18 protein-coding genes are annotated in these 19,838 nt (G+C 66.0%); 4 read left to right on the forward strand and 14 right to left on the reverse strand.

Annotation, left to right across the window (positions count from 1 at the left end):
• Positions 1–2: 2 nt before the first annotated feature.
• The 4 genes from AC5P8R_RS05945 to AC5P8R_RS05960 all read right to left on the reverse strand — a co-directional run bounded on the left by AC5P8R_RS05945 (position 3) and on the right by AC5P8R_RS05960 (position 6,089).
• Positions 3–761, reverse strand: coding sequence for a SapC family protein (locus tag AC5P8R_RS05945; RefSeq protein WP_014647212.1), 759 nt, complete (start codon positions 759–761; stop codon positions 3–5).
• A gap of 130 nt (positions 762–891) precedes the next feature.
• Positions 892–4,014: a TonB-dependent receptor gene (locus tag AC5P8R_RS05950; RefSeq protein ID WP_197621829.1), complete on the reverse strand. Its 3,123-nt coding sequence runs from the start codon at positions 4,012–4,014 to the stop codon at positions 892–894.
• Between the two features lie 574 nt (positions 4,015–4,588).
• Positions 4,589–4,801: a hypothetical protein gene (locus AC5P8R_RS05955; protein WP_495223093.1), complete on the reverse strand. Its 213-nt coding sequence runs from the start codon at positions 4,799–4,801 to the stop codon at positions 4,589–4,591.
• A 106-nt stretch (positions 4,802–4,907) separates the two neighbouring features.
• Positions 4,908–6,089, reverse strand: coding sequence for a serine hydrolase domain-containing protein (locus tag AC5P8R_RS05960; protein ID WP_111205713.1), 1,182 nt, complete (start codon positions 6,087–6,089; stop codon positions 4,908–4,910).
• Positions 6,090–6,382: 293 nt separating this feature from the next.
• On the opposite strand from AC5P8R_RS05960, the gene AC5P8R_RS05965 reads away from it, so the two are divergent.
• The gene (locus tag AC5P8R_RS05965; protein WP_041863460.1) at positions 6,383–7,630 is read left to right on the forward strand and encodes an arsenic transporter; all 1,248 of its coding nucleotides are present in this window, start codon (positions 6,383–6,385) and stop codon (positions 7,628–7,630) included.
• Between the two features lie 25 nt (positions 7,631–7,655).
• Here the strand turns inward: AC5P8R_RS05965 and AC5P8R_RS05970 are convergent, their stop codons facing one another.
• From AC5P8R_RS05970 to AC5P8R_RS05990, 5 genes are all read right to left on the reverse strand, one after another.
• On the reverse strand, positions 7,656–9,089 hold the full coding sequence (locus tag AC5P8R_RS05970; RefSeq protein ID WP_495223094.1) for an OprO/OprP family phosphate-selective porin: 1,434 nt from the start codon (positions 9,087–9,089) through the stop codon (positions 7,656–7,658).
• 132 nt (positions 9,090–9,221) lie between these two features.
• Positions 9,222–9,998, reverse strand: a complete 777-nt coding sequence (locus tag AC5P8R_RS05975; RefSeq protein ID WP_262087687.1) for an ABC transporter permease — start codon at positions 9,996–9,998, stop codon at positions 9,222–9,224.
• Entirely contained in the window at positions 9,982–10,815 is an 834-nt protein-coding gene (locus tag AC5P8R_RS05980; RefSeq protein ID WP_014647218.1) for an ABC transporter ATP-binding protein, read from the reverse strand. Before AC5P8R_RS05980 ends, AC5P8R_RS05975 begins: the two co-directional genes overlap by 17 nt.
• A gap of 13 nt (positions 10,816–10,828) precedes the next feature.
• Positions 10,829–11,887: an ABC transporter substrate-binding protein gene (locus tag AC5P8R_RS05985; RefSeq protein WP_495223095.1), complete on the reverse strand. Its 1,059-nt coding sequence runs from the start codon at positions 11,885–11,887 to the stop codon at positions 10,829–10,831.
• A gap of 75 nt (positions 11,888–11,962) precedes the next feature.
• The gene (locus tag AC5P8R_RS05990; RefSeq protein WP_495223096.1) at positions 11,963–13,084 is read right to left on the reverse strand and encodes a 4-oxalomesaconate tautomerase; all 1,122 of its coding nucleotides are present in this window, start codon (positions 13,082–13,084) and stop codon (positions 11,963–11,965) included.
• 109 nt (positions 13,085–13,193) lie between these two features.
• Between AC5P8R_RS05990 and AC5P8R_RS05995 the strand changes: the two genes are divergently transcribed.
• Positions 13,194–14,096 carry a LysR family transcriptional regulator gene (locus AC5P8R_RS05995; RefSeq protein WP_010485668.1) on the forward strand — a complete coding sequence of 301 codons (903 nt, stop codon included), beginning with the start codon at positions 13,194–13,196 and terminating at the stop codon, positions 14,094–14,096.
• Positions 14,097–14,109: 13 nt separating this feature from the next.
• Here AC5P8R_RS05995 and AC5P8R_RS06000 read toward each other — a convergent pair whose 3' ends face one another.
• From AC5P8R_RS06000 to AC5P8R_RS06010, 3 genes are all read right to left on the reverse strand, one after another.
• Positions 14,110–14,676 carry a hypothetical protein gene (locus AC5P8R_RS06000; protein ID WP_262087689.1) on the reverse strand — a complete coding sequence of 189 codons (567 nt, stop codon included), beginning with the start codon at positions 14,674–14,676 and terminating at the stop codon, positions 14,110–14,112.
• A gap of 10 nt (positions 14,677–14,686) precedes the next feature.
• Positions 14,687–15,130 carry a hypothetical protein gene (locus AC5P8R_RS06005; RefSeq protein WP_495223097.1) on the reverse strand — a complete coding sequence of 148 codons (444 nt, stop codon included), beginning with the start codon at positions 15,128–15,130 and terminating at the stop codon, positions 14,687–14,689.
• A gap of 213 nt (positions 15,131–15,343) precedes the next feature.
• The gene (locus tag AC5P8R_RS06010; protein WP_111205709.1) at positions 15,344–15,871 is read right to left on the reverse strand and encodes a DUF6622 family protein; all 528 of its coding nucleotides are present in this window, start codon (positions 15,869–15,871) and stop codon (positions 15,344–15,346) included.
• A 234-nt stretch (positions 15,872–16,105) separates the two neighbouring features.
• On the opposite strand from AC5P8R_RS06010, the gene AC5P8R_RS06015 reads away from it, so the two are divergent.
• Positions 16,106–17,257: a serine hydrolase domain-containing protein gene (locus tag AC5P8R_RS06015; RefSeq protein ID WP_329890233.1), complete on the forward strand. Its 1,152-nt coding sequence runs from the start codon at positions 16,106–16,108 to the stop codon at positions 17,255–17,257.
• A gap of 6 nt (positions 17,258–17,263) precedes the next feature.
• Here AC5P8R_RS06015 and AC5P8R_RS06020 read toward each other — a convergent pair whose 3' ends face one another.
• Both AC5P8R_RS06020 and AC5P8R_RS06025 read right to left on the reverse strand, forming a co-directional pair.
• On the reverse strand, positions 17,264–18,136 hold the full coding sequence (locus tag AC5P8R_RS06020; RefSeq protein WP_478439428.1) for a methylenetetrahydrofolate reductase: 873 nt from the start codon (positions 18,134–18,136) through the stop codon (positions 17,264–17,266).
• The gene (locus tag AC5P8R_RS06025) at positions 18,136–19,050 is read right to left on the reverse strand and encodes a LysR family transcriptional regulator (protein WP_032958925.1); all 915 of its coding nucleotides are present in this window, start codon (positions 19,048–19,050) and stop codon (positions 18,136–18,138) included. Before AC5P8R_RS06025 ends, AC5P8R_RS06020 begins: the two co-directional genes overlap by 1 nt.
• A 176-nt stretch (positions 19,051–19,226) precedes the next feature.
• Here AC5P8R_RS06025 and msuE point away from each other — a divergent pair, with 176 nt between their 5' ends.
• Positions 19,227–19,811, forward strand: coding sequence for an FMN reductase (msuE, locus tag AC5P8R_RS06030; protein ID WP_041863466.1), 585 nt, complete (start codon positions 19,227–19,229; stop codon positions 19,809–19,811).
• Positions 19,812–19,838 lie beyond the last annotated feature (27 nt).

The raw sequence follows: 19,838 nt of genomic DNA on the forward strand, positions 1-19,838 counted from the left end.
GGTCAGTTCCTGACCGCCTGCGCGGTGCCGTCCTGGACGCGGAGACGGCGCTGCTTCTCGGCGATCAGGCGGCGCATGTTATGCAGCGAGGCAAGCATCAGGTACGCACCTTCCAGGTAACCGGCGCGGTTCAACGCCGCCAGGCGTGAACTGTCCAGCGCCGCCAGTCGCTCGCGGTCGATGCCGTGCAATCCGCTCACGCCCACGCGGTGATGCGGCGCGAGCTGCACATCAAGCGTGACCGGCTGGATGAGGCCACAGTCGTCGAGCATCGTGAACATGCCGGCCGTGAAGGCACTGCCCTCGTGGATGCCGCGCAGCACGCCAGCGATGTGGTCCAGGTAAGGCGTGTTTCCACCCTGCGGCAGGAACACCGGCTCACCGGCGCCGGAGGTGACACGCGGATGGTCCAGGTCGACGTGCATCACCGCGTCCTGGGTGAGCAGGCCGTCCACGTAGTGCTCCTGGAATCCGATCAGGAACGGCCCTTTTGCGGCCGCGCCGGGCAGGTAGGAGGCATTCCAGCGTCCGTCCTGCAGGTACAGGTTCTCGTGCTGCTCGAAACCCAGCAGGGCCACGGACTGCCACGCCCCGGTCCCGGCCTCCCGGCGCAGGAAGATCGGATACTCGCGCTGCAGCTCGGCGAACTCGCTGGGATAGGCCGGCACCATGCCCACCGCATCGCCGAACTGCGGCCCGAATCCGGTGGCGACCTTCAGGTCCCGATGCGCGATGTTGTTGAGCATTTCATAGCGGGCCATCAGGGTATCCAGTCCAGTGCGGGGTGGCTGGTCAGCAGGGTAGCGCAGGCGCGGCAGGTGCGGCGACACCGTCCCGGCACGGCACCGCTGGCGGGCAGCGGTGCCGTGCCGGACGCATCGGCAACCAGGCTCAGAACTTGTAACGGACGCCCAGCATGTAGCGCGGGCTCTGGTCGGCCAGCTTGACGATCATCTGCGAGGTGCGCGAGCGCCACCGCACATCCTCGCCGGTCAGGTTGATCGCCTCCAGGCTGAAGGACCAGTGGTCATCCAGCGCGTAGTTGACGCTGAGATCCCACTGCTCGTACGGCTCCACATAGTACGGATTGCGGCTGGAGCCCTGGTTGGCCAGGATCAGGTACTGGTCGCGCCAGTTCCATGCCAGGCGCACCGACCACCCGTACTTCTCGTACATCAGCATGGCGTTGGCAGTGTCGCTCAGGCCGGTGAGCGAGAACTGGTCGATACCCGGATCGCCGCCATTGTTGTAGCCGACATCACCTTTGACCACGGTGTAGTTGGCCAGCACGCCGAAGCCGGTGTCACCGAAGAAGTACTGGCCGCCCAGTTCCCAGCCATGCAGCTTGGACTTGTTCTGGTTGATCGGGCGATTGACGTTGAACTGGTACAGCGGGTCGTTGGCCTGCCCATACAGATCGTAGGCCGCTTCGGTGGCCAGCACCTGCGCATCGGTGCCGTTGTAGGCGCCCAGGCCGGCAGGATTGTTGCGCAGCAGCGCCAGTGCGGTGAACAGCGAGGTGTCGTTGGCTGAGCAGGCGGCCGCATTGGCCGGCCCGACCTGGGCCACGCAGGCGCCGCTGGTCAGGAAGTCCAACGCCGCCCGCGCATCCGGCCCGGAGGTCGGGTCGGTGAGCCCGTACAGGCTTTCCTGGACGACCGTGTTGCCGATGAAGTTGCTGACCGACTTGTTCCAGTAGGTCAATGACACATAGCTGGCATCGGCGAAGTACCACTCCAGCCCCAGGTCGAGGTTGTCCGATTCCAGCGGCTTCAGGCTCGGGTTCTGCGAATTGCCGCTGGCGCGCGACGACGGATCGATCAGCACCGAGCCGAACGGCTGCTGGGCACCGGGCCCTGCATACAGGTTGCCGTACGGCGCGCGGGCGATGCTCTTGCCGAACGAAACGCGGCCCTTCAGTTCCTCGGTGAGGTCAATGCTGAAATCAAGGTTGGGCAGGATGTAGCTGTACCTGGCCTTCTCGGTGAAGGGCTGCTGCTCATCGGACAGCACGATGCGGAAATCGTTGTTGGCCTGCCACTCGATGGACTCGGGAACGGCAATGACCGAGGTCGACACCACGTCGGTGGTTTCATAGCGCACGCCCAGGCGGGTATTGGTGCGCATGCCGCCCAGCTCCCCGTCCAGCTCCACCTGGAAGTACGCCGCCTTGGTCTTCTCTTCCACGAAGTTGTCGGCTGCGCGTTGCGGATCCACGCCCAGGCCGACGCCGTACTCGCGCGACGCCCATTGCGCGAGCTGCCCGGCATTGCCGCGCCAGGCCGGCCAGCTGTTGGCACTGTAGTCATCGAACAGGCCGACGATGCTGACCGGCTGCAGCAGGTCCATCAGGCCGGCGGCGGTATCCCGGTCCACGTTGGCCACGCCCCAGTCGCCCAGTGTCGAATAGGCCTCGGCGGCCTGGATGCGGTGGGTGGTGGACTTGTTCGTATCCACGCCGAACTGGAAGCGGCCGTGGTCGAAGTTCCATTCGCCGTCGACACGCGCCTGCTTGATCTTGCTGATCTGGGTCTGCGCGTTGACGCGCAGCACCTGGGTGCCGATCTCGCCTTCCTGGAAGCCCGGGTTGACCACGCCATTGGTCCCGGCGATCGCATCGGCAGTACTGGGATACCAGACCTGGGTGCCGACCGGCAGGCCATTGTTGAAGTTCAACTCCTGTACCCAGGAGCCACCGCAATGCGGGCCACGGGTGCAGTTGTTGGTGCCGGCAATGCTCATGAAGATGGAGCCGCCGCCGGTCAGTGGGTCATTGGGGCGGCTTTCATTCTTCGAATTGTGCGCATCGAAGCTGAGCTTGAAACGGTCGCTGACATTCCAGACCGCGTTGAAGCCCAGCGAGCCCAGCTTGTACTCCTGCATGCTGCGCTGCTGTTCCAGCCCGAAGTCCTTGGTGCCGGCGATCTCGCGGATGTAGACCGGGGTGGCGACCGCACCGGAGGTGTCGAACTGGACATTGGTGTAGTTGCTGTTCTGCAGCCACATGCCCTGCTCGCCACGATTCTCGGTGATCTCGTTGGTCGAGTAGGTGTAATCCATCGTCAGGGTCAGGCTGTCCGTCGGTGCGAACTGCAGCACGGCCTGGCCATTGACTCGCTCGCGCTCGAATTCGGAGAACGCGTAGCGCAGGTCGTTGGGCCGCGCATAGAGCTGGCCGACGGCCGGGGCGTTCACCACGGTCGGGTTGCCCGGCATCGACCCCGTCCAGGGCTGCACGTTCCAGTAGTTCTCCGTGGCCTGCACCGAGCCGCCCTTGCGCTTCTGCTGGCTCGCGCTGAGGCTGACGCCAAAGGTCTTTTCCGGATTGCTGTAACTGAAGATGCCCGACAGCTCCGGCGTCAGGTCGTTGTCGAACGGCTGGCTCTGGTCGGAGACCAGCTTTGCCCCGGCATTGGCCACGATGCCGGCGTGGTCGAGCGGGCGGGAGGTCAGGATGTTGATCGTCGCGCCGATGCCACCGCTGGGCACCTGTGCCTGGCTGGTCTTGTAGACCTCGATGCCATTGATGGCCTCGGCGGCCAGCTGCGCGAAATTGAAGGCGCGAGTGCCGCCGTCGACACCGCCGATGGCCACCTGCCCGGAGGCACCGAATGCATCGGCGCCGGGCATCTGGCGACCATTGAGCGTGACCATGTTGAACTGCGGACCAAAGCCACGCGCGGTCACCTGCGCGCCCTCGCCGTCACGGCGCTCGATGGAGATGCCGGTGATGCGCTGCAACGACTCGGCAAGATTGGTATCGGGGAACTTGCCGATGTCCTCGGCGCTGATCGCGTCGACCACGCCCGCCGAGTCGCGCTTGATGTCCATGGCCTGGCTCAGGCTGTTGCGTATGCCCGTGACCTGCACTGCATCGAGCTGGGTGGGCTGCTGGCTCTGCGGCTGCCCGGTCGCCGGTGCTGCGTCCTGCGCAAACGCAGGATTGATGACCAGGGCGCCACCCACGAAGGTGAACATGGCCCGGGACCGGAACTTCGCCAACGCGCGGCTCATGAACCGGACCTCGGGCCCGGGGTGCCACGGAAACTGCAAGTGCTCATGAAAGTCCCCTCTGACATACGATCGAATGGATGTACCGCCCCCTCCCAGGGGCACGCACGGGCGTGGCCCGCATTCCAAACCGAACAGCACGGCTGCTGGAGCACGCCGCGACTTACAGTTGCTTTTCAAGCCTGCCAGGACAAACACGCGGCAAAGAAGGCAGCCCCTGGACCCTGGATCCCCGTCCGACTGGTAGCGCTACCATCGCGTTGCAGCGGAGAGTAATCACCCGGGTTCGCGCTTGTCACCATGCAGCGCAGCAAATCGGCAGCGCGCGTAGCGGCGCTGGAATCACCCCGCTACTGATGACCGGGCTGCCGCTGCATCCGGTCACCGCTCACCCGCCGCAGGAAAGATGCCCGCGCCTGCGGGTCATCCAGAAAGGAACGCACCGTGAACGCTCTCCAGCGCATCGCCGCCGCAGTCGGCTCGCCGTACTCGTTCCGTCCGGCTCCGCCGTTTTCGCGGCCAACGCCGTGATCGTGGACGGAGCAGATGAGCCGCTCACCGTGGCGCTACGCAGGGGCTACCACTCCGGTCCCAGCAGCTTCATCACTTCGACCTTCAGTTTCTGCGCGGCCTCGTCCTGGGAGGCGACCTTGATGCACAGCCCCGACTGCGCCGGCCCGGGCATCAGCTGGTATCGGTTGATGGTGCCGCCCCCGTCGCCGTCCAGCGCCACGCGCGCCACCACCGTGCGCCCATTGGCGTGGAAGGTCCAGTCCTGGTAATCAAACATGCTTCAGTATCCCGGCGGCCAAGGGGTCATCCCACCTTAGGCGGCACGACAGTGAAGAAGGCTCCAGGAAGTTGTTCAGAGCGCGTGGACATGATGATGGCAGCACCTACTGCAGTGCCCGCGCCAATTGCAGGACATCGGCGAAGAAGGACGCGTAGTCGTCCTGTGGGGCGTGGTGGCTCTCGCGCCGATGGATCAGGCGCACTGCGACGACGCGTTGTTCCGGAACGATCATCAGGTATTGGCCCAGGTAGCCGTTGGCGGCAAAGCCGACGACCGGTCCCCGTGTGATGTCGTAGAGATCGGCGAGCTTCAGGCCGCGCGCGGCGATCTGGCTGGCGTAACGCTGCGGCCCGTCCGCACCCAACCGTTCGGTGAGGAATGCGATCAACTGCCCCCGGCTGTCGAACGTGCGCCCCGCGCTGGCCTGCACGGCGCGGCGCACGTCATCGTCAACGCCGTGCCCGGCCAGCAGGTCATCCAGCCGGGGTTTGAGCTGATAGCGTTCCCACGCTGGTATCCGCCACCACAACAGGCCCACGTCAGGCGAACGGGCACTTTCAGCAGTGATCAATGCCACTGACCGTTCACTCAACAGTCGTTTGCCATCCGGCGCCACGCCTCCATCCAGCAACAGTTGCCCGATGGCGGCAAGATCGGCGGCACGCAGGGACAGGCCCGCCATTCCCAGCGGAGTGCCTGCCTCATCCTTCATCCAGGTGTGGTGGGCAATGCCCAGCGGCTTGAACAGGCGCGCATCCAGGTAGGCATCCAGCGGCTCGCCCGCCAGGCGCTCGACAATGCCGGGCAGCAGGTTGGTGGCCTTGTTGTTGTAGGAAAACACGGCGCCCGGGTCGTCACTCAGCTCGGCTGCCAGTGCCAGTTTGACCAGGTCCGGGGCCCCTTCCAGTTCGGCGCCCGCGTTGGCCACGTTCTGCAGGCCGGAGGTGTGGTCCAGCAGCATGCGCACGGTGATGCGGCTCTTCCTGCCCTGTTTCCATTCCGGATAGATCTGGCTGACCGGTACGTCGATCGAAGCCAGCTTTCCTTCGTCCAGCAGCAACGCAATGCCCAGCGCGACGACGGACTTGGTTGCCGACATCAGGTGCACGGATTCCTGCGCTGGGGCGGGCTTCAGCTCAAGCAGCGTGTCCCGGTCGTGCATCACGAGCACCGCATCGGTATGCGAAGCACGCGCGTTGCGCTCGATCGTGGCGAGGGCGTCGGCACGCGGCGTCGCATGGGTGGGCCCCGCGATGCCGATCACGAGGGCCAGGGCGCAGGACAACCAGCAGGACGTTGGCATTGCGTTCTCTTCCAGTGAGTGTGCCCGCAGTTTGACTACACATGTAGTCAAACTGCAGTGCCTGAAGTCATACCGCGCTTGATTGCCCATCCGCACTGGACGCCGGGTTCGTCACTAACCCGCCCGGCCCCCCAGCAGTCGCCATGCCAGTGCGCACGGTATGATGCGGCGATCCCGGAACCTGCGATGATTGCAGCGGCCGCCCATCCGCTGATCGCGTGCGCCAGGAGCACCTGCGCCGGGGTCGCTGCCGGTGCCGCTGAAGCCCCCACTCCATGCTTGCCCCCCATTCCCCCCTCGTGATCTGGGCAGCGGTCGCCGTTGCCACCATCGGCCTGCTGTTCCGTCCCTTCCGCATCCCCGAGTATGTGTGGGCGCTGGGTGCTGCCGCCCTGTTGCCGCTGCTGGGCGCGGTATCGCTGCAGACCGCATGGGGCGCGGTAGCCGAAGGCCGCGACGTCTACCTGTTCCTGGTCGGCATGATGGTGCTGGCCGAACTGGCGCGGCGCGAAGGCCTGTTCGATTGGCTGGCGTTGTACGCGGTGCGGCATGCGGGCGGATCGGGGCGACGCCTGTTCGACCTGGTGTTCCTGGTCGGCACGCTGGTGACGGTGTTCCTGTCCAACGATGCAACGGCCGTGGTGCTGACACCGGCGGTCTACGCGGCCTGCAAGGCGGCGCGCGCCAATCCCCTGCCCTACCTGTTCGTCTGCGCCTTCATTGCCAATGCGGCCAGCTTCGTGCTGCCCATCTCCAACCCGGCCAACCTGGTGGTGTACGGCCAGCACATGCCGCCACTGCTGCAGTGGCTGGCGCAGTTCGCGCTGCCGTCGGCGGCGGCGATCGGTGCCACCTACCTGGTGCTGCGCTGGGTACACCGGCGCGAAATCGCGCAGCCGCTGGTCGCCGCACCGGAACATCGCCCGCTGACCGAGGGTGGCCGACTGAGTGCATTGGGCGTGCTGTTCACCGGCAGCGTACTGCTGGTGACGTCCGCGCTGAACGGACCGCTGGGCCTGGCCACGTTCTGCGCCGGCGCGCTGAGCGTGGCGGTCGTGGTGATACGCCAGCGCCATAGCCCGCTGCCGCTGCTGCGGCATGTCGCCTGGGGCGTGCTGCCGCTGGTGGCCGGTCTGTTCGTGCTGGTGGAGGCGGTGGCGCAGACCGGCGTCATCCAGACTGCGGCAAGCGCGCTGCAGGCCATGGCGCAGGCGTCTCCCCACCAGGCCAGCTGGCTGGCCGGTGGCGCCGCTGCACTGCTGAGCAACGTAGCCAACAATCTGCCGGTCGGCCTGGCCGCCGGTTCGCTGGGCCAGATGGCTGAACTGCCCGCACAGACCCGTGCCGCACTGCTGATCGGCGTGGACCTGGGCCCGAACCTGTCGGTGACCGGCTCACTGGCCACGATGCTGTGGCTGGTGGCGCTGCGCCGCGAGGGCGAGCATGTCAGCGCGCTCGACTTCCTGCGCGTCGGCGCGCTGGTGATGCCGCCTGCACTCATCGCTGCGTTGTTGCTGCTGTGACCAGAATGCAGGCGGCGGCCCGGCCCTAGAAGGCCAGCTGCAGACGGGTATTGAAGGTGGTGCCTTCATCCCTGCCCGCAGCACTGCCGCTGCGGTGGCGGGTCTGCCAACGCACGGCTTCGAACATCACCCGGCTGAAATCGTTGAGGTACCAGTTCGCGCCCAGTGTCCACGCGTGACCGGTACCACCACTGGGCAGTTCGGCATAGTCCACGTCCTCATAGCGGCCCTTCAGCTCCCAGGCACCGCTGCCGCCGCGCGTCACCGGATCGGCCACCTTCACCTTGCCCCACGTGCCGGCCTTGCCCGAGTAGGACGGCAGCGCGCCCGCCAGGAACCAGCCGGCCGAGATCGCCCACGCTTCGTGGTCGCGATCATAGCGCCCGCTGGCATCGGCCCCGCGCAGGCTTCGCGTACCCCACTCGCCGGTTGCCCACGCCGGGCCGAAGAAGCCGGCCAGTTCCGCGCCGTAGGCGGTGCTGCGCTCGGCGCCCACCAGCGTGCCCGGTGTGATCCTGACCAGATCGTTGAAATGCCCCGCGATGGCCGAACTGCGCACCACGCCGCTGGCCCCGGCGGGAATCTTCTCGTGGAAGGCCCATGCGCCCAGATGCACCGTGGCGTCGGCGGTGTCCAGCGGATTCCAGTGGACGCGGGTGGCCCAGGTCTGGCTGTCGTTGTCGGTGCCGGCGTTGTTGAGGTCGTTGCCGGCCACCGACAGGCTGGCATGCCAGCCCCTTCCATACACCCGCTCGGTGAGCCCGACACCAAACAGGCCGCGCTGCGGCAGCAGCAGCGTGCCGACCACGTTGCGTTCCTGGAACGGCGTGTTGGAGGTGCTGCTTGAGCCATCGATACCGCGATCGTTCAAGCGGTTGCCGATCGTGAGATCGGCCGGCAGGCCGAACAGCGTGTGGTCCAGCGTGGCGTAGACCGACTTCCACGCCACCGCGTTGTCGGCGAAGTCGCCCTCCACGACCCAGCCCAGGGTGCCGTAGCGCCCCTCGGCCCCCAGGCGCACCGAACGGATCTCGGTACCCGAAACGTTGCGGTCGGCGACCGCCGAACCGTCGGTGCTCGAGGCATCGACGAACAGGCGGCCACGGGGGCGGAACACCGTCGTGCCGTCGGCACTGCTGAACTCCGGTGCACCCTTGGCCCAGGAGACCTTCGGCAGCCTGGACTGGCTGGTTTCCAGGGCGGCCACCCGCGTTTCCAGCGCGGGCGCGAGCGGCGTTGACGGTGCCCTCGCACTGCCCTGCCCGCCCTCGACGGCGCGGAGGCGTGCTTCCAGTTGCTGGATCTGCAGTGCCTGCTGCTGCACCAGGCGTGACAGCTCGGCCCGGCTCAGCGGCGCGGGCAGCGAGGACGTGGACTGTGCGTCGGCATGGCCACTGGCCAACAGCAGGCCGAGCGCGACCGACAGCGCTGCCAGCGGCAGCACGTTGGAATGGTTCATGGGCTCTCTCCGGCCAGCCGGCCCCCTGGCCTGGCGCTGGCCCGTTGCGGTGGTGCGGGGGAAGATCGGGGAAGGAAGCGCGCGCCGCCGGATCGGCCCGGCGGCGCGGCAGGCGGGCTCAGCCCGTCCGGGTCAGCTGGTGGCCTGTGCCTGGGCGTTGGGACGCCAGGTGATCAGCTTGTTCTCGACCACGTCCAGCAGCGCGTCGATGATCAGCACGAAGGCGGCCAGGATGATGATGCCGGCGAACACGCCCACAGCGTTGAAGTTGCCTTCCGCCTGCGCGATCAGGTAGCCCAGGCCCGCCGAGGCGCCGAGGTATTCGCCGATGATCGCACCGACCACGGCAAAGCCGACCGAAGTACGCAGCGAAGACAGGATCCAGCTCGCCGCTGCGGGGAAGTAGACATGGCGCAGCAGGTCACTGCGGCTCGCCCCCAGGATGCGGGCATTGGCCAGCACCACCGGATTCACCTCGCGCACGCCCTGCATGGCATTGAAGAACGTGGTGAAGAACACCAGCGTGACCGCCAGCGCCACCTTCGACCACAGCCCCAGGCCCAGCCACAGCACGAAAATCGGCGCCAGCACCACGCGCGGAATCGCGTTGAAGCCCTTGATGAAGGGATCGAGGATGCGTGCCGAGCGGCGGCTCAGGCCGAGCCAGACGCCGCCGGCCACACCCAGGCCGGTGCCGATGATGTAGCCCAGCGCGGTTTCGGTCAGCGTGATGTAGACATGCTGATAGAACGACGTATCGGACAGCCAGGTCCAGGCCTGCTGCACGATGGCGGTTGGCGATGGGAAGAAGAACGGATCGATCACGCCCAGCGCGATGCCGCCTTCCCAGCCACCGAACACGGCGACCACCAGCGCGAGCTGGATGAACTTGTCAGTCTTGGCGTGCATAGCTCTTCTCCACTTCGCCGCGCAGGCAGGCCCAGATGTCGCGGTACAGGTCGGTGAAACGGTCATCCAGCTTGATTTCGGCCACGTTCCTCGGCCGTTCCAGATCCACATCGAAACTGCGCACCACGCGGCTGGCCGGGCCGGAGGACAGCACCACCACGCGGTCGCCCAGGGCGATCGCTTCTTCCAGATCGTGGGTGATCAGGATCACCGAGCGCCGGTCTTCCTGCCACAACCTCAGCAGCTCGTTCTGCATGAGGTGGCGGGTATGGATGTCCAGCGCCGAGAACGGCTCATCCATCAGGATCACCTTCGGCTCGACGATCAACGCCTGGGCCATCTGCACGCGCTTGCGCTGGCCACCGGACAGCTGGTGCGGGTAGCGATGCTCGAAGCCGGCCAGGCCGACCTTGGCCAGCCACGCGTTGGCCTTGGCCTTGCGTTCGGCCTCGGGCACGCCACGGAAGCGCAGGCCGAGTTCAACATTCTGGTACGCGGTCTTCCACGGCAGCAGCGCGTCCTGCTGGAACAGGTAGCCGACCGACTCCTGCACGCCGCTGACGGCACGGCCATCGATGCTGACCTGGCCCGACGACGGCTTCAGCAGGCCCGCCACGGAATTGAGGATGGTGCTCTTGCCGCAGCCGGTGGGTCCGACGATGGCAAGGAACTCGCCGTCACCCACCTGGATGTCGACATCGCGTACGGCGGTGAATTCGCCGAAGGACATGGTCACCTTGTTGATGGCGACCATGGTCTGTGCAGGCTCCAGCTGCGGCGCGCCATTGAACTGGCGCACGGTGGCATTGAGGGCCATGGTTTACCTCCGCTTACGGTTGGGCAGCCGGCGCCGCAGCGTTGGCACGCTCGACGAAGGCATTGGTATAGGTCCGGGACAGATCGATATCGGCCTTGGCGACATCCGTGTTGAACTCACGCAGCACCTTCAGCGGTGTTTCCAGATCGGCAGGCGTGAAGTGACCGTCTCGGGTGAAGATCGCGCGCGCGTTCTCCACCTCGCGGGCATAGGTGGCGCGGTCACCGGAGACGTAGCTGTCCGGCAGCGCGGCCACGATGTCTTCAGCACTGTTGTCGGCGATGAACTTCAAGGCCATCTGCTCGGCGCGGGCGATCTTCTCGGCCGCTTCGGGTCGCGTGTCCAGGAAGCTCTGGTTGGCGTACATCACCGAGGTCGGGTACAGGCCGCCATAGACCTGGCGGGCGCCGTCGTCGCTGCGCGCGTCGAGGATGATCCTGCCGACCTTGCGCTCGGTGATCAGGGTGGCGGCAGGATCATAGTTGACGAGCAGGTCGATCTTGCCCTGCTCGAGCGCGGCCACCGCTGCGGCGCCCGAGCCGACGCCGATCAACGAGATGCTGTCGGCCGGAATATCGTTCTGGGCGAGGAAGTGACGGACGAAGAAGTCGGACGAGGAGCCCGGCGCGGTGATCCCGACCTTCTGGCCCTTGATGGTCTCCGGGCGCGCCGGATCGAAGGTGGCATCCTCGCGGCCGGCCATCACCAGGCCGGAGTTGCGCGAGAGCAGTACGAAGGCCACCACGTCCTTGCCCTTGGCCTGCATCTGGATGGTGTGGTCGTAGAAGCCGACGGCCACGTCGGTGGAATTGGCCACCAGCGCCTGCAATACCTTGGAGCCGCCCTGGGCGAAGTTCTCGGTCTTCACTTGCAGCCCGACGTCCTTGAAGTACCCCTTGGCGTCGGCGATGAAGAACGGCAGGTTGTTGAGGTTGTAGGAGCCGACGCTGATGCGTACCGGGGCATTGTCGCCACCGCCGGCGGATGCGCCTTCGCTGCGCCCGCTGTTGCTGCATCCGGCCGCGGCCAGACCGGCCGCGCTCAGCGCGGCCAAGAAGAACTGCTTGTACATCATCCCTCCCAGGAGTGAAGCATCTACGTTGTAATGGCGGGCATGCGCGTCTACGCAGGCCCGTCCGGGTTCAGATCATGCCGCTGACGTCCATTGGCGGGCTTGGGTGGCACTGGCCGTGGCGGGCGCGGGCGAAGTCGCGTACACGCGCCCCTCGAACAAGCGGCGTGCGGTGCGGACCACGCTGGCAATCACCGGCGAATCGCCCGAGCTGCGACTGAGGCCCACCTCCAGGGCCCCACTCGGATGTTCGAGGGTAATGCTGCCGGGAACGGACCGGCATCCGACCAAAGTGTGGGCCAGCGTGCCCGGCGTGACGGCGGCGGTGGCCAGGCCGACCGCACCGGTGATGGCCAGTGCGGTGTGGCATTGGTGCGGCATGAAATAGCGCACCTGCAGATTGCCGCCCTGTTGCGGCGCCGACAGCAGCACCGGCTTGGGAATGACCTTGTTGCCGGCGTCGGCGATGCCCATGCGGGCGCCCGCTTCGATGCGCAGCGCTTCCAGCCGGCGCATGAACGCCGCGTCCGCGTTCAGTTCGGCGGGCGAGGCATCACCGCGCACGCCCAGGTCTTCGGCACGCACCAGCATCATCGGCATGGCGCAGTCCACCAGGCTGGCCGGCACGCCATTGATGGTTTCCTGCGCATGCCCGCTGGGCAGCAGCTTGCCGGTGCGGGCGCCTGCCGCATCAAGGAAGGAGAGCCTGACCGGCGCGGCTGAGCCCGGCGCGCCGGCAATGCGCGTATCACCGCGGTAGGCCACATTGCCGCCCGGCGTTTCCACCGTGGCGATGATCAGCTTGCCGGTGTTGACGTTGTGGATGCGCACCTCGGTCTGCGGATCCTGCGCCTGCACCAGCCCACGCTCGATGGCATACGGGCCCACGGCCGCCAGCATGTTGCCGCAGTTGGGCGCGGTATCCACCACCTGCTGCTCCACCCGGACCTGGGCGAACAGGTAGTCCACGTCGGCGTCCGCCCGGCTCGAGCGGTCGATGATCGCCACCTTGCTGGTCAGTGCGTTGCCACCGCCGATGCCGTCGATCTGCAACGGATGGCCCGAGCCCATCACTTCCAGCAGCAGGCGATCCCGTTCGGCGGTGTCCGCCGGCAGGTCGCTGGCCAGGAAGAACGGGCCCTTGGAGGTGCCGCCGCGCATGAGCACGCAGGGAATGCTGAGCAGATCGTTGGACATACGTGTGCTAGATTGATGCGTATAGGGGATGAATGACCCCTCTGTGATTCGATACTGGCATGACCCTAATTGATCTGTGAATTGCTGATTTTTGGATGATTGATACCCTATGAGCATCAATTGCGAAATCCTGGATCTACGCGCGTTCCTGCTGGTATCGGAGACACGCAGCTTCCATCGCGCCGCTGAAATCCTGCACGTCTCCCAGCCGGCGCTCAGCCGACGGATACAGAAGCTGGAGCAGGCCGTGGGTTCGCCGCTGCTGGAGCGCACCACGCGCAGCGTCAGTACCACCGCTGTCGGCGAGAACCTGCTGCCACTGGTGCGCCGCATGCTGGAGGAATTCGATGGCTCGCTGTTCTCACTGCGCGGCCGGGAGGACACCCGCGGCGCCACCGTGACCATCGCGTGCCTGCCGACGGCGGCGTTCTACTTCCTGCCCAGCGTGATGGCGCGTTTCCACGAAGCACACCCGAACGTGCGCTTCCGCATTCTGGATATCCCGGCCACGGAGGGTCTGCAGGCAGTGGAACGTGGTGAAGTCGAGTTCGGCATCAACTTCATGGGCGCCAACGATCCGAATCTCGACTTCGACGTGCTGGCCGAGGACCCCTTCGTCCTCGCCTGCCGGCGCGATCATCCGCTGGCCCGCAAGCGCAAAGTGGAATGGGCTGATCTGGCCGAGCACCAGCTGATCACCGTGCATCGCACCAGCGGTAACCGCACGCTGCTGGACGGCGCGCTGGCGCGCGAGAACCTCAAGTTGAGCTGGCACTACGAGGTGACGCACCTGTCGACGTCACTGGGCATGGTCGAGGCCGGCATCGGCGTGTCGGTGCTACCGAAGATGGCCACGCCGGACGGGGATCACCCCACCCTGGTGACGCGCGCGATCGGCAACCCGGTGGTGTCGCGCACGATCGGCATCGTCCGCCGACGGGGTGCCCTGCTCTCGCCCACCGCAGAGCGATTCCTTCAGATGCTGATGAGCCAGTGGCGTGGGGAGGCGTGAGCAACCGCGCGGTTCACGCGCTTGTGCTGTCCTGACTCCAGGCGAATGTGCTGCTGCCACTTATCAATCGGGCCGTCTGCATCGACCATTCCTGCAGAAGCTGCCGCGCGCCTGATTCGCCACCTCGCCCGATTGCCTCCAGCATCCTGTCCAGTCTTCCGCGGATCGCGCTGGACACCGGCAGTGCGAGCAGATTCTTCAGTGCAGCGTCTGCGGCCGGGAAATCGCCCAGGCGAATGGTGGACAGGTACTTCACCCATTGGCAGTAATCGCCCTCGAAACCGGCCTCTTCAACATACATCAGAAGGTCCGCAGCTGTTCTCACCCCTTCGAGCATTGCGAGGTGAGCCTCGTGCGTGCCGCGGAAAAAGTCCTTTGGATCTTCCGGGCAAGCGACCCTCTGGCCGAGAGACATATGCAGGTGTGGCAGGCCGTCATAGACCGGAAGTGCGAAGGTCCATACATAGATGGAGGACGGCGCTGGGTCCATGGCAAACCCGGAGATCACATCGCGCGTGTACGAAACAATCAGAAAGTTGCCAACCACCCGCAACCCAGCCTTCCTGGCGTTCCGTTTCATTGTCCACAGATCAATGGATCTCATGCGTGCGCCCGACGGTTGGCGACGGCACAGGACTTTCAATGTTCAACTGGATGCCCTGCACCATTCGCCTTCCGTCGCGCAGGACAACAAGGGCTCGATCCAGATCGCGCCTTGCAATGGAAATCGATCTCAGACCAAGCGATTGAGCGACCTCGCACTGCGAAAAGAAGATGTCATAGGTCTCCATCAACTCGGCATGAAACAGCTGATTGGGGACGCTGTCGATCACCCTGGAGAGGTCCGTCATGAAATTCCATGCATCCACGACCTCGCCGGGGTCGACCTCCCGCCCTGAATCTACAGACGAGATCAGCGAGTCGAGGTCAATGACGGACTCTCCTTCCCAGTCCAGGACTCGGCCGCGCGCGGCAACCTGACCCTCCAGCCCTTCCTTGCTGCTATCGCAGACAGGCCTTCCATTGCTGGACATCACCCGATCATGGTCACCTGATACCCAGGCAAACCAGATGATCCGCATTCCCCCTGCAACGCCGACCGGATATATCGCTTCCACTATCGATTCCTGCTCAGATGGTTCCATCCATCCCGGGCTCTCACGGGAGGTGCAGCCGCTCCGATGGTAACGCCAAACTCGATTGCCGATGACCTGCGGAGCCTCCAGCGACCGGCACTACCAGGTCAATCAACCTGCGGTTTCCAGCCCCTTCCCCGCCGCATCCATCCGCAGCGAGGCCAGATAGCGACAGTACTTGCCCACGAAGACGCCAGTGAACCCGCCGGTCAGCAGCAGGTAGGCGGCGCTGAAGCCGGCACTGGCGGTCAGCGTCGACGACACCGCAAATGCGACCTCGAAGGCGTACTTCACCAGGAAGGTGACCAGCAGCAGCGGCAGCAGGCTGAAGTCCGCGCTGCGCCAGAGCTTGCCGGTGCTGCGGTCCAGCGTCAGCTTCAATCGACTCAACAGCAGCCAGGCAAGCGCGGCCCCCGTGGCGATGCCGGCCAGCCACTCGCTCCAGGCGATCAGCGACGCGCCGAAACGATGGCTGATCGACCACGCACCCCAGACGGCAAACAGGCCGGGCACGATCGCCAGCTTCTGCAGCGAGGTCTGGGCCGGCTTCATGGCGGCAATGCCACGGGTGACCAGGAAGGCCAGGAGCAGCCAGACCCAGATCGGCGTCTGCGAGGCGAGTTGCTGGAGCATGTTCATGAGCGGTCCCCCTGGTGAGTGGTGGCTGAGTGGTGGCGAGGTGTCCTCGCCTTGGCGCTCACTATTCGCTTCCGCCCGGGTTGCAGCCAGTGACAGCTGTCAGCCATCGCGGATGACCCGCCGGCATGCTGCGCGTCCCCGGCAGCTGTCGGGGTGGATTCACCCGGTTCACCCTGAGCGGGCCGGCCCTCGGTCCGCGCTACCATCACCACGACGCCGCTGCGAGCCACGTGCATGTACCACGACCCTGTTCGACGCCGCCTGTGTGCGGCGCTGCTGGCTACCGGCTGCGGCCTGTCAGCACCATCGGCGCTGGCGAGCCGGGCGACGTTGGCGGGATGCGGTTCGCTGACCGCATTGCTGCAGGCCGAACGGCAGCCTGGCATGGCGGCCGTTCTGGTCGATCACGGGCGCATTGCCGCGCTGTCCACGACCGGGAGGCTCAATGACACCCGGCCTGCACCGATTGATCGCCATACCGTGTTCGAACTGGGGTCGATCACCAAGCTGTTCACGGCCCTGCTGATATTCCGGCTCCAGCAGCGGCATCTGCTCGACGTCACCGCGCCCATCGGCCAGTACGTGGAAGGGTTGCCTTCCGTATGGGCATCCACTTCGCTGCTGCAGCTGCTGAGCCATACCTCAGGCATTCCCAACTATCTGAATGAAGACAACTTCCTGCGGTTGATGCCGACGAATCCAGCCCCCCGTGAATTGCTCGCAGAGGTGGCCGAGCGGCCGCTGGCGTTTGCGCCCGGTGCGCGGCACGCCTATTCCAATACGAACTACATCCTGCTCGGCCTGGCCATCGAGCATGCAACCGGCATGGACTACTGGCGGGTTCTGCAGGAGGAGATACTGTCGCCGCTGGGCATGCGCGATGCGGGACCGCGTCGTGCCGACGATCGGCGCCGTGTTGCCCAGGGGCATCTGTTCCAGGATGGCCACTGGCGCGCACCGCCCCCCACTGCTCCGGGCTCGGCATGGGCCGCCGGCGGCCTGCTCGCCAGCATCGACGACATGGCGCGCTTTGCTGTGGCGCTGGACCAGCATCGACTGTTGCCCGAGTCGGCCCTGAAGCGGATGTGGTGCGACACACTCCTCGCCAATGGCAGCAAGGCGGGCTGGGGGGCCGGCTGGGAAGTTTCCGATGGCGGAAAGGTAGTCGGCCATGGCGGCGGGACCGCAGGCTTTACCGGGTATCTCCGGCACCGTCCCACCGATCGAAGAACGCTCGTCGTGCTAATCAATCGCGCCGGAGATATCAACCCGCAGGGCATTGCAGAGCGCCTCGACCTGGGCATGCGTGGCTGCAATGGGAGGCTTTCCAGGCCGACGCCTTCGCTGGATCAACCCGGCACCCGGACAACGCGATCCGTGCCATGACGCAGATCATCGGCGCTGGCTGATGGAAATGCGCCGCCGGTACTGCGCCACCCACTCCAGCGACGGCGCAATACCGCCGAACGGGAAGAAATGCGGGCTGACCTGGCCATGGGCGCGGGTCAGCCCCTTCACCAGGCAATCGACGAACACCTCCGGCCCTGCCGTGCCGAGCAGCCGGCCGATCGAGATGCCATACCGGGCCAGCATCGATGCACTGGCGCCCACGCCGCACATCGCGGCGTAGCGCAGCAGGCGAGAGACGCTGGCCGGGCCCGGGACGCCGACCAGCACCGGGACGCTGATGCCACGCGCGCGCAGTGCATCCAGCCAGGCCAGCACGGCATCGGCATCGAAGGCGAACTGGGTGACGATCAAGGGGGCCATGCCGCGCGCTTCGATGCTCTGGCATTTACGCTCAAGCGCCTGCCAGCGTTCGTCACTGCTCATTACCGGATGCCCTTCCGGGTGTCCGCCGATACCAACGACCTTGATCCCGGAGTGCTCCAGAAGACCGGTCTGGATGATCGAAGCACTGTCGGCAAACGGCCCAGCGGGCGTGGCCAGGTCGCCCGCGATCAGCAGGCAACGCGCGACCCCGGCGTCGCCGGCCGCACGCTCCAGGAAGCGCGCAAGCGATGCGGCTGACCGGATGCGGCGGGCAGAGAGATGCGGCATCGGCTCGAATCCGAGCGCGCGCACGGTGCGCACGGCGGCCAGGCGGGCGTCGTCATCCTCGCTGGCCAGCCAGGGAATGGAGATGACCGTACCGCGCGGGATCCGATCCGCCTCGGCGCGCAGCGCAGGCATGGCCTTCGCGCTGACTTCCAGTGAAAAGGCGTTGATGAAGGCTTCCGCCCGCAGTGACAGGCCTGCCGACATCAACGCGCTCCGCCCACATTGCCGGCAAGCGGCGAGCTGTTGCGGGCCAGTTCGATGAAGGCCTGCAGGTAGTCGATACCGGTATCGGCCTCGCGCGCACCCAGGTAGATCTGCTTGGGGATGCCCTTGGCGCCCAGCCGTACGGGCACCACGTCCATGCGCGTGGCGTACTCCTCCACCAGCCAGCGCGGCATGGCAGCCACGCCGCGGCCGCTGGCCACCATCTGCATCATGATGTCGGTGGTTTCGATGGCCTTGTGGCGCCGCGGGGTGATGCCGGCCGGCAGCAGGAACTGGTTGTAGATGTCCAGGCGCTCGAACGGCACCGGGTAGCTGATCAGCACTTCCTGGCCGAGCTGGCGCGGCTTTACGTGGTCCACCTTGGCCAGGGCGTGGTTGCTGGCCACCACCAGCACCTGCTCGTAATCGAACACGGGGATGAACTTCAGGCCCGGCTTCAGCAGTGGATCGGGCGTGACCAGCAGGTCGATCTCGTAACCGAACAATGCGCCGATGCCACCGAACTGGAACTTCTGCTTGACGTCCACATCCACGTCCGGCCACGCCGCCAGGTAGGGAGAGACGATCTTCAGCAGCCACTGGTAGCACGGATGGCATTCCATGCCGATGCGCAGCGCGCCGCGCTCGCCCTGCGCGAACTGGCCCAACCGCTCCTCGGCCAGGTCCAGCTGCGGCAGTACCCGGTTGGCGACCGCCAGCAGGTACTGCCCGGCCTGGGTCAGGCGCAGGCTGCGGCCCTCGCGCAGCCAGACATCGGTGCCCAGCTGCTGCTCCAGCTTTTTCATGCTGTGGCTGAGCGCCGACTGGGTCAGGTTGAGCACGCCGGCGGCCGCGGTGAGCGAGCCCTGCTGTTCTACCTGCTGCACGATGCTGAGGTGGATCCGTTCCAACATGACGATGAATCTCATTCATGGATTGGTGAAGTAATACCATTTTACGTCATGGAAGGGCATGGCTAGGATCGGGTCATGCCTTCGGTTGCCTGCCAGCCTGCTGACCCAGCCGGCCTGCAGGGCTGCGCACCTGCAGATGCCCGAAGGCGCTCCCCTCCCCCGCTGATAGCGAACAGATGACCCGCCCCCTCCGTATCGTCGCCGTTTCCGGCGGACTGCAACGCCCCTCACGGGCCGCCGCCTTGGCCGAGCATCTGCTGGACCTGATCGGCGAGGACATCCACAGCGAACAGCAGCTGATCGAACTCGGTGAGCTGGCACCGCAGCTGGCCGGTGCGCTGTGGCGCTCGCAGCTGCCCGAGGCCGTGGAGCGGCAGCTGGTTGCGGTTGAACAGGCCGACGTCCTGGTGGTGGCCACGCCGGTCTACCGCGGCTCCTACACCGGCCTGTTCAAGCACTTCTTCGACTTCATCGACCAGGATGCGCTGGTCGACACCCCGATCCTGCTGGCCGCCACCGGCGGCAGCGAGCGCCACGCCCTTGTGATCGACCACCAGCTGCGCCCGCTCTTCAGCTTCTTCCAGGCCCGCACCCTGCCCCTGGGCGTCTACGCCACCGACCGCGATTTCGCCGAGGGCCGCGTGCACAACGACGCACTGATCCAGCGTGCGCGACTGGCCGTGCAGCGGGCGATGCCCCTGCTGGCGCTGTCCCATCGCGCCGCGCCTCCCGCTACCGCAGAGGCCACCGCAACGCTTTGAATGCCAGACGCCGCCGACCTGCATCTG

Source organism: Stenotrophomonas sp. YJH_SMC_73, from assembly GCF_059370155.1.

Coding starts and splice junctions, on each gene's coding strand:
- AC5P8R_RS05945 (WP_014647212.1), bottom strand. CDS start 761: ATGGCCCGCTATGAAATGCTCAACAACATCGCGCATCGGGACCTGAAG.
- AC5P8R_RS05950 (WP_197621829.1), bottom strand. CDS start 4,014: ATGAGCCGCGCGTTGGCGAAGTTCCGGTCCCGGGCCATGTTCACCTTC.
- AC5P8R_RS05955 (WP_495223093.1), bottom strand. CDS start 4,801: ATGTTTGATTACCAGGACTGGACCTTCCACGCCAATGGGCGCACGGTG.
- AC5P8R_RS05965 (WP_041863460.1), top strand. CDS start 6,383: ATGCTTGCCCCCCATTCCCCCCTCGTGATCTGGGCAGCGGTCGCCGTT.
- AC5P8R_RS05970 (WP_495223094.1), bottom strand. CDS start 9,089: ATGAACCATTCCAACGTGCTGCCGCTGGCAGCGCTGTCGGTCGCGCTC.
- AC5P8R_RS05975 (WP_262087687.1), bottom strand. CDS start 9,998: ATGCACGCCAAGACTGACAAGTTCATCCAGCTCGCGCTGGTGGTCGCC.
- AC5P8R_RS05980 (WP_014647218.1), bottom strand. CDS start 10,815: ATGGCCCTCAATGCCACCGTGCGCCAGTTCAATGGCGCGCCGCAGCTG.
- AC5P8R_RS05985 (WP_495223095.1), bottom strand. CDS start 11,887: ATGTACAAGCAGTTCTTCTTGGCCGCGCTGAGCGCGGCCGGTCTGGCC.
- AC5P8R_RS05990 (WP_495223096.1), bottom strand. CDS start 13,084: ATGTCCAACGATCTGCTCAGCATTCCCTGCGTGCTCATGCGCGGCGGC.
- AC5P8R_RS05995 (WP_010485668.1), top strand. CDS start 13,194: ATGAGCATCAATTGCGAAATCCTGGATCTACGCGCGTTCCTGCTGGTA.
- AC5P8R_RS06000 (WP_262087689.1), bottom strand. CDS start 14,676: ATGAAACGGAACGCCAGGAAGGCTGGGTTGCGGGTGGTTGGCAACTTT.
- AC5P8R_RS06005 (WP_495223097.1), bottom strand. CDS start 15,130: ATGTCCAGCAATGGAAGGCCTGTCTGCGATAGCAGCAAGGAAGGGCTG.
- AC5P8R_RS06010 (WP_111205709.1), bottom strand. CDS start 15,871: ATGAACATGCTCCAGCAACTCGCCTCGCAGACGCCGATCTGGGTCTGG.
- AC5P8R_RS06015 (WP_329890233.1), top strand. CDS start 16,106: ATGTACCACGACCCTGTTCGACGCCGCCTGTGTGCGGCGCTGCTGGCT.
- AC5P8R_RS06020 (WP_478439428.1), bottom strand. CDS start 18,136: ATGTCGGCAGGCCTGTCACTGCGGGCGGAAGCCTTCATCAACGCCTTT.
- AC5P8R_RS06025 (WP_032958925.1), bottom strand. CDS start 19,050: ATGTTGGAACGGATCCACCTCAGCATCGTGCAGCAGGTAGAACAGCAG.
- msuE (WP_041863466.1), top strand. CDS start 19,227: ATGACCCGCCCCCTCCGTATCGTCGCCGTTTCCGGCGGACTGCAACGC.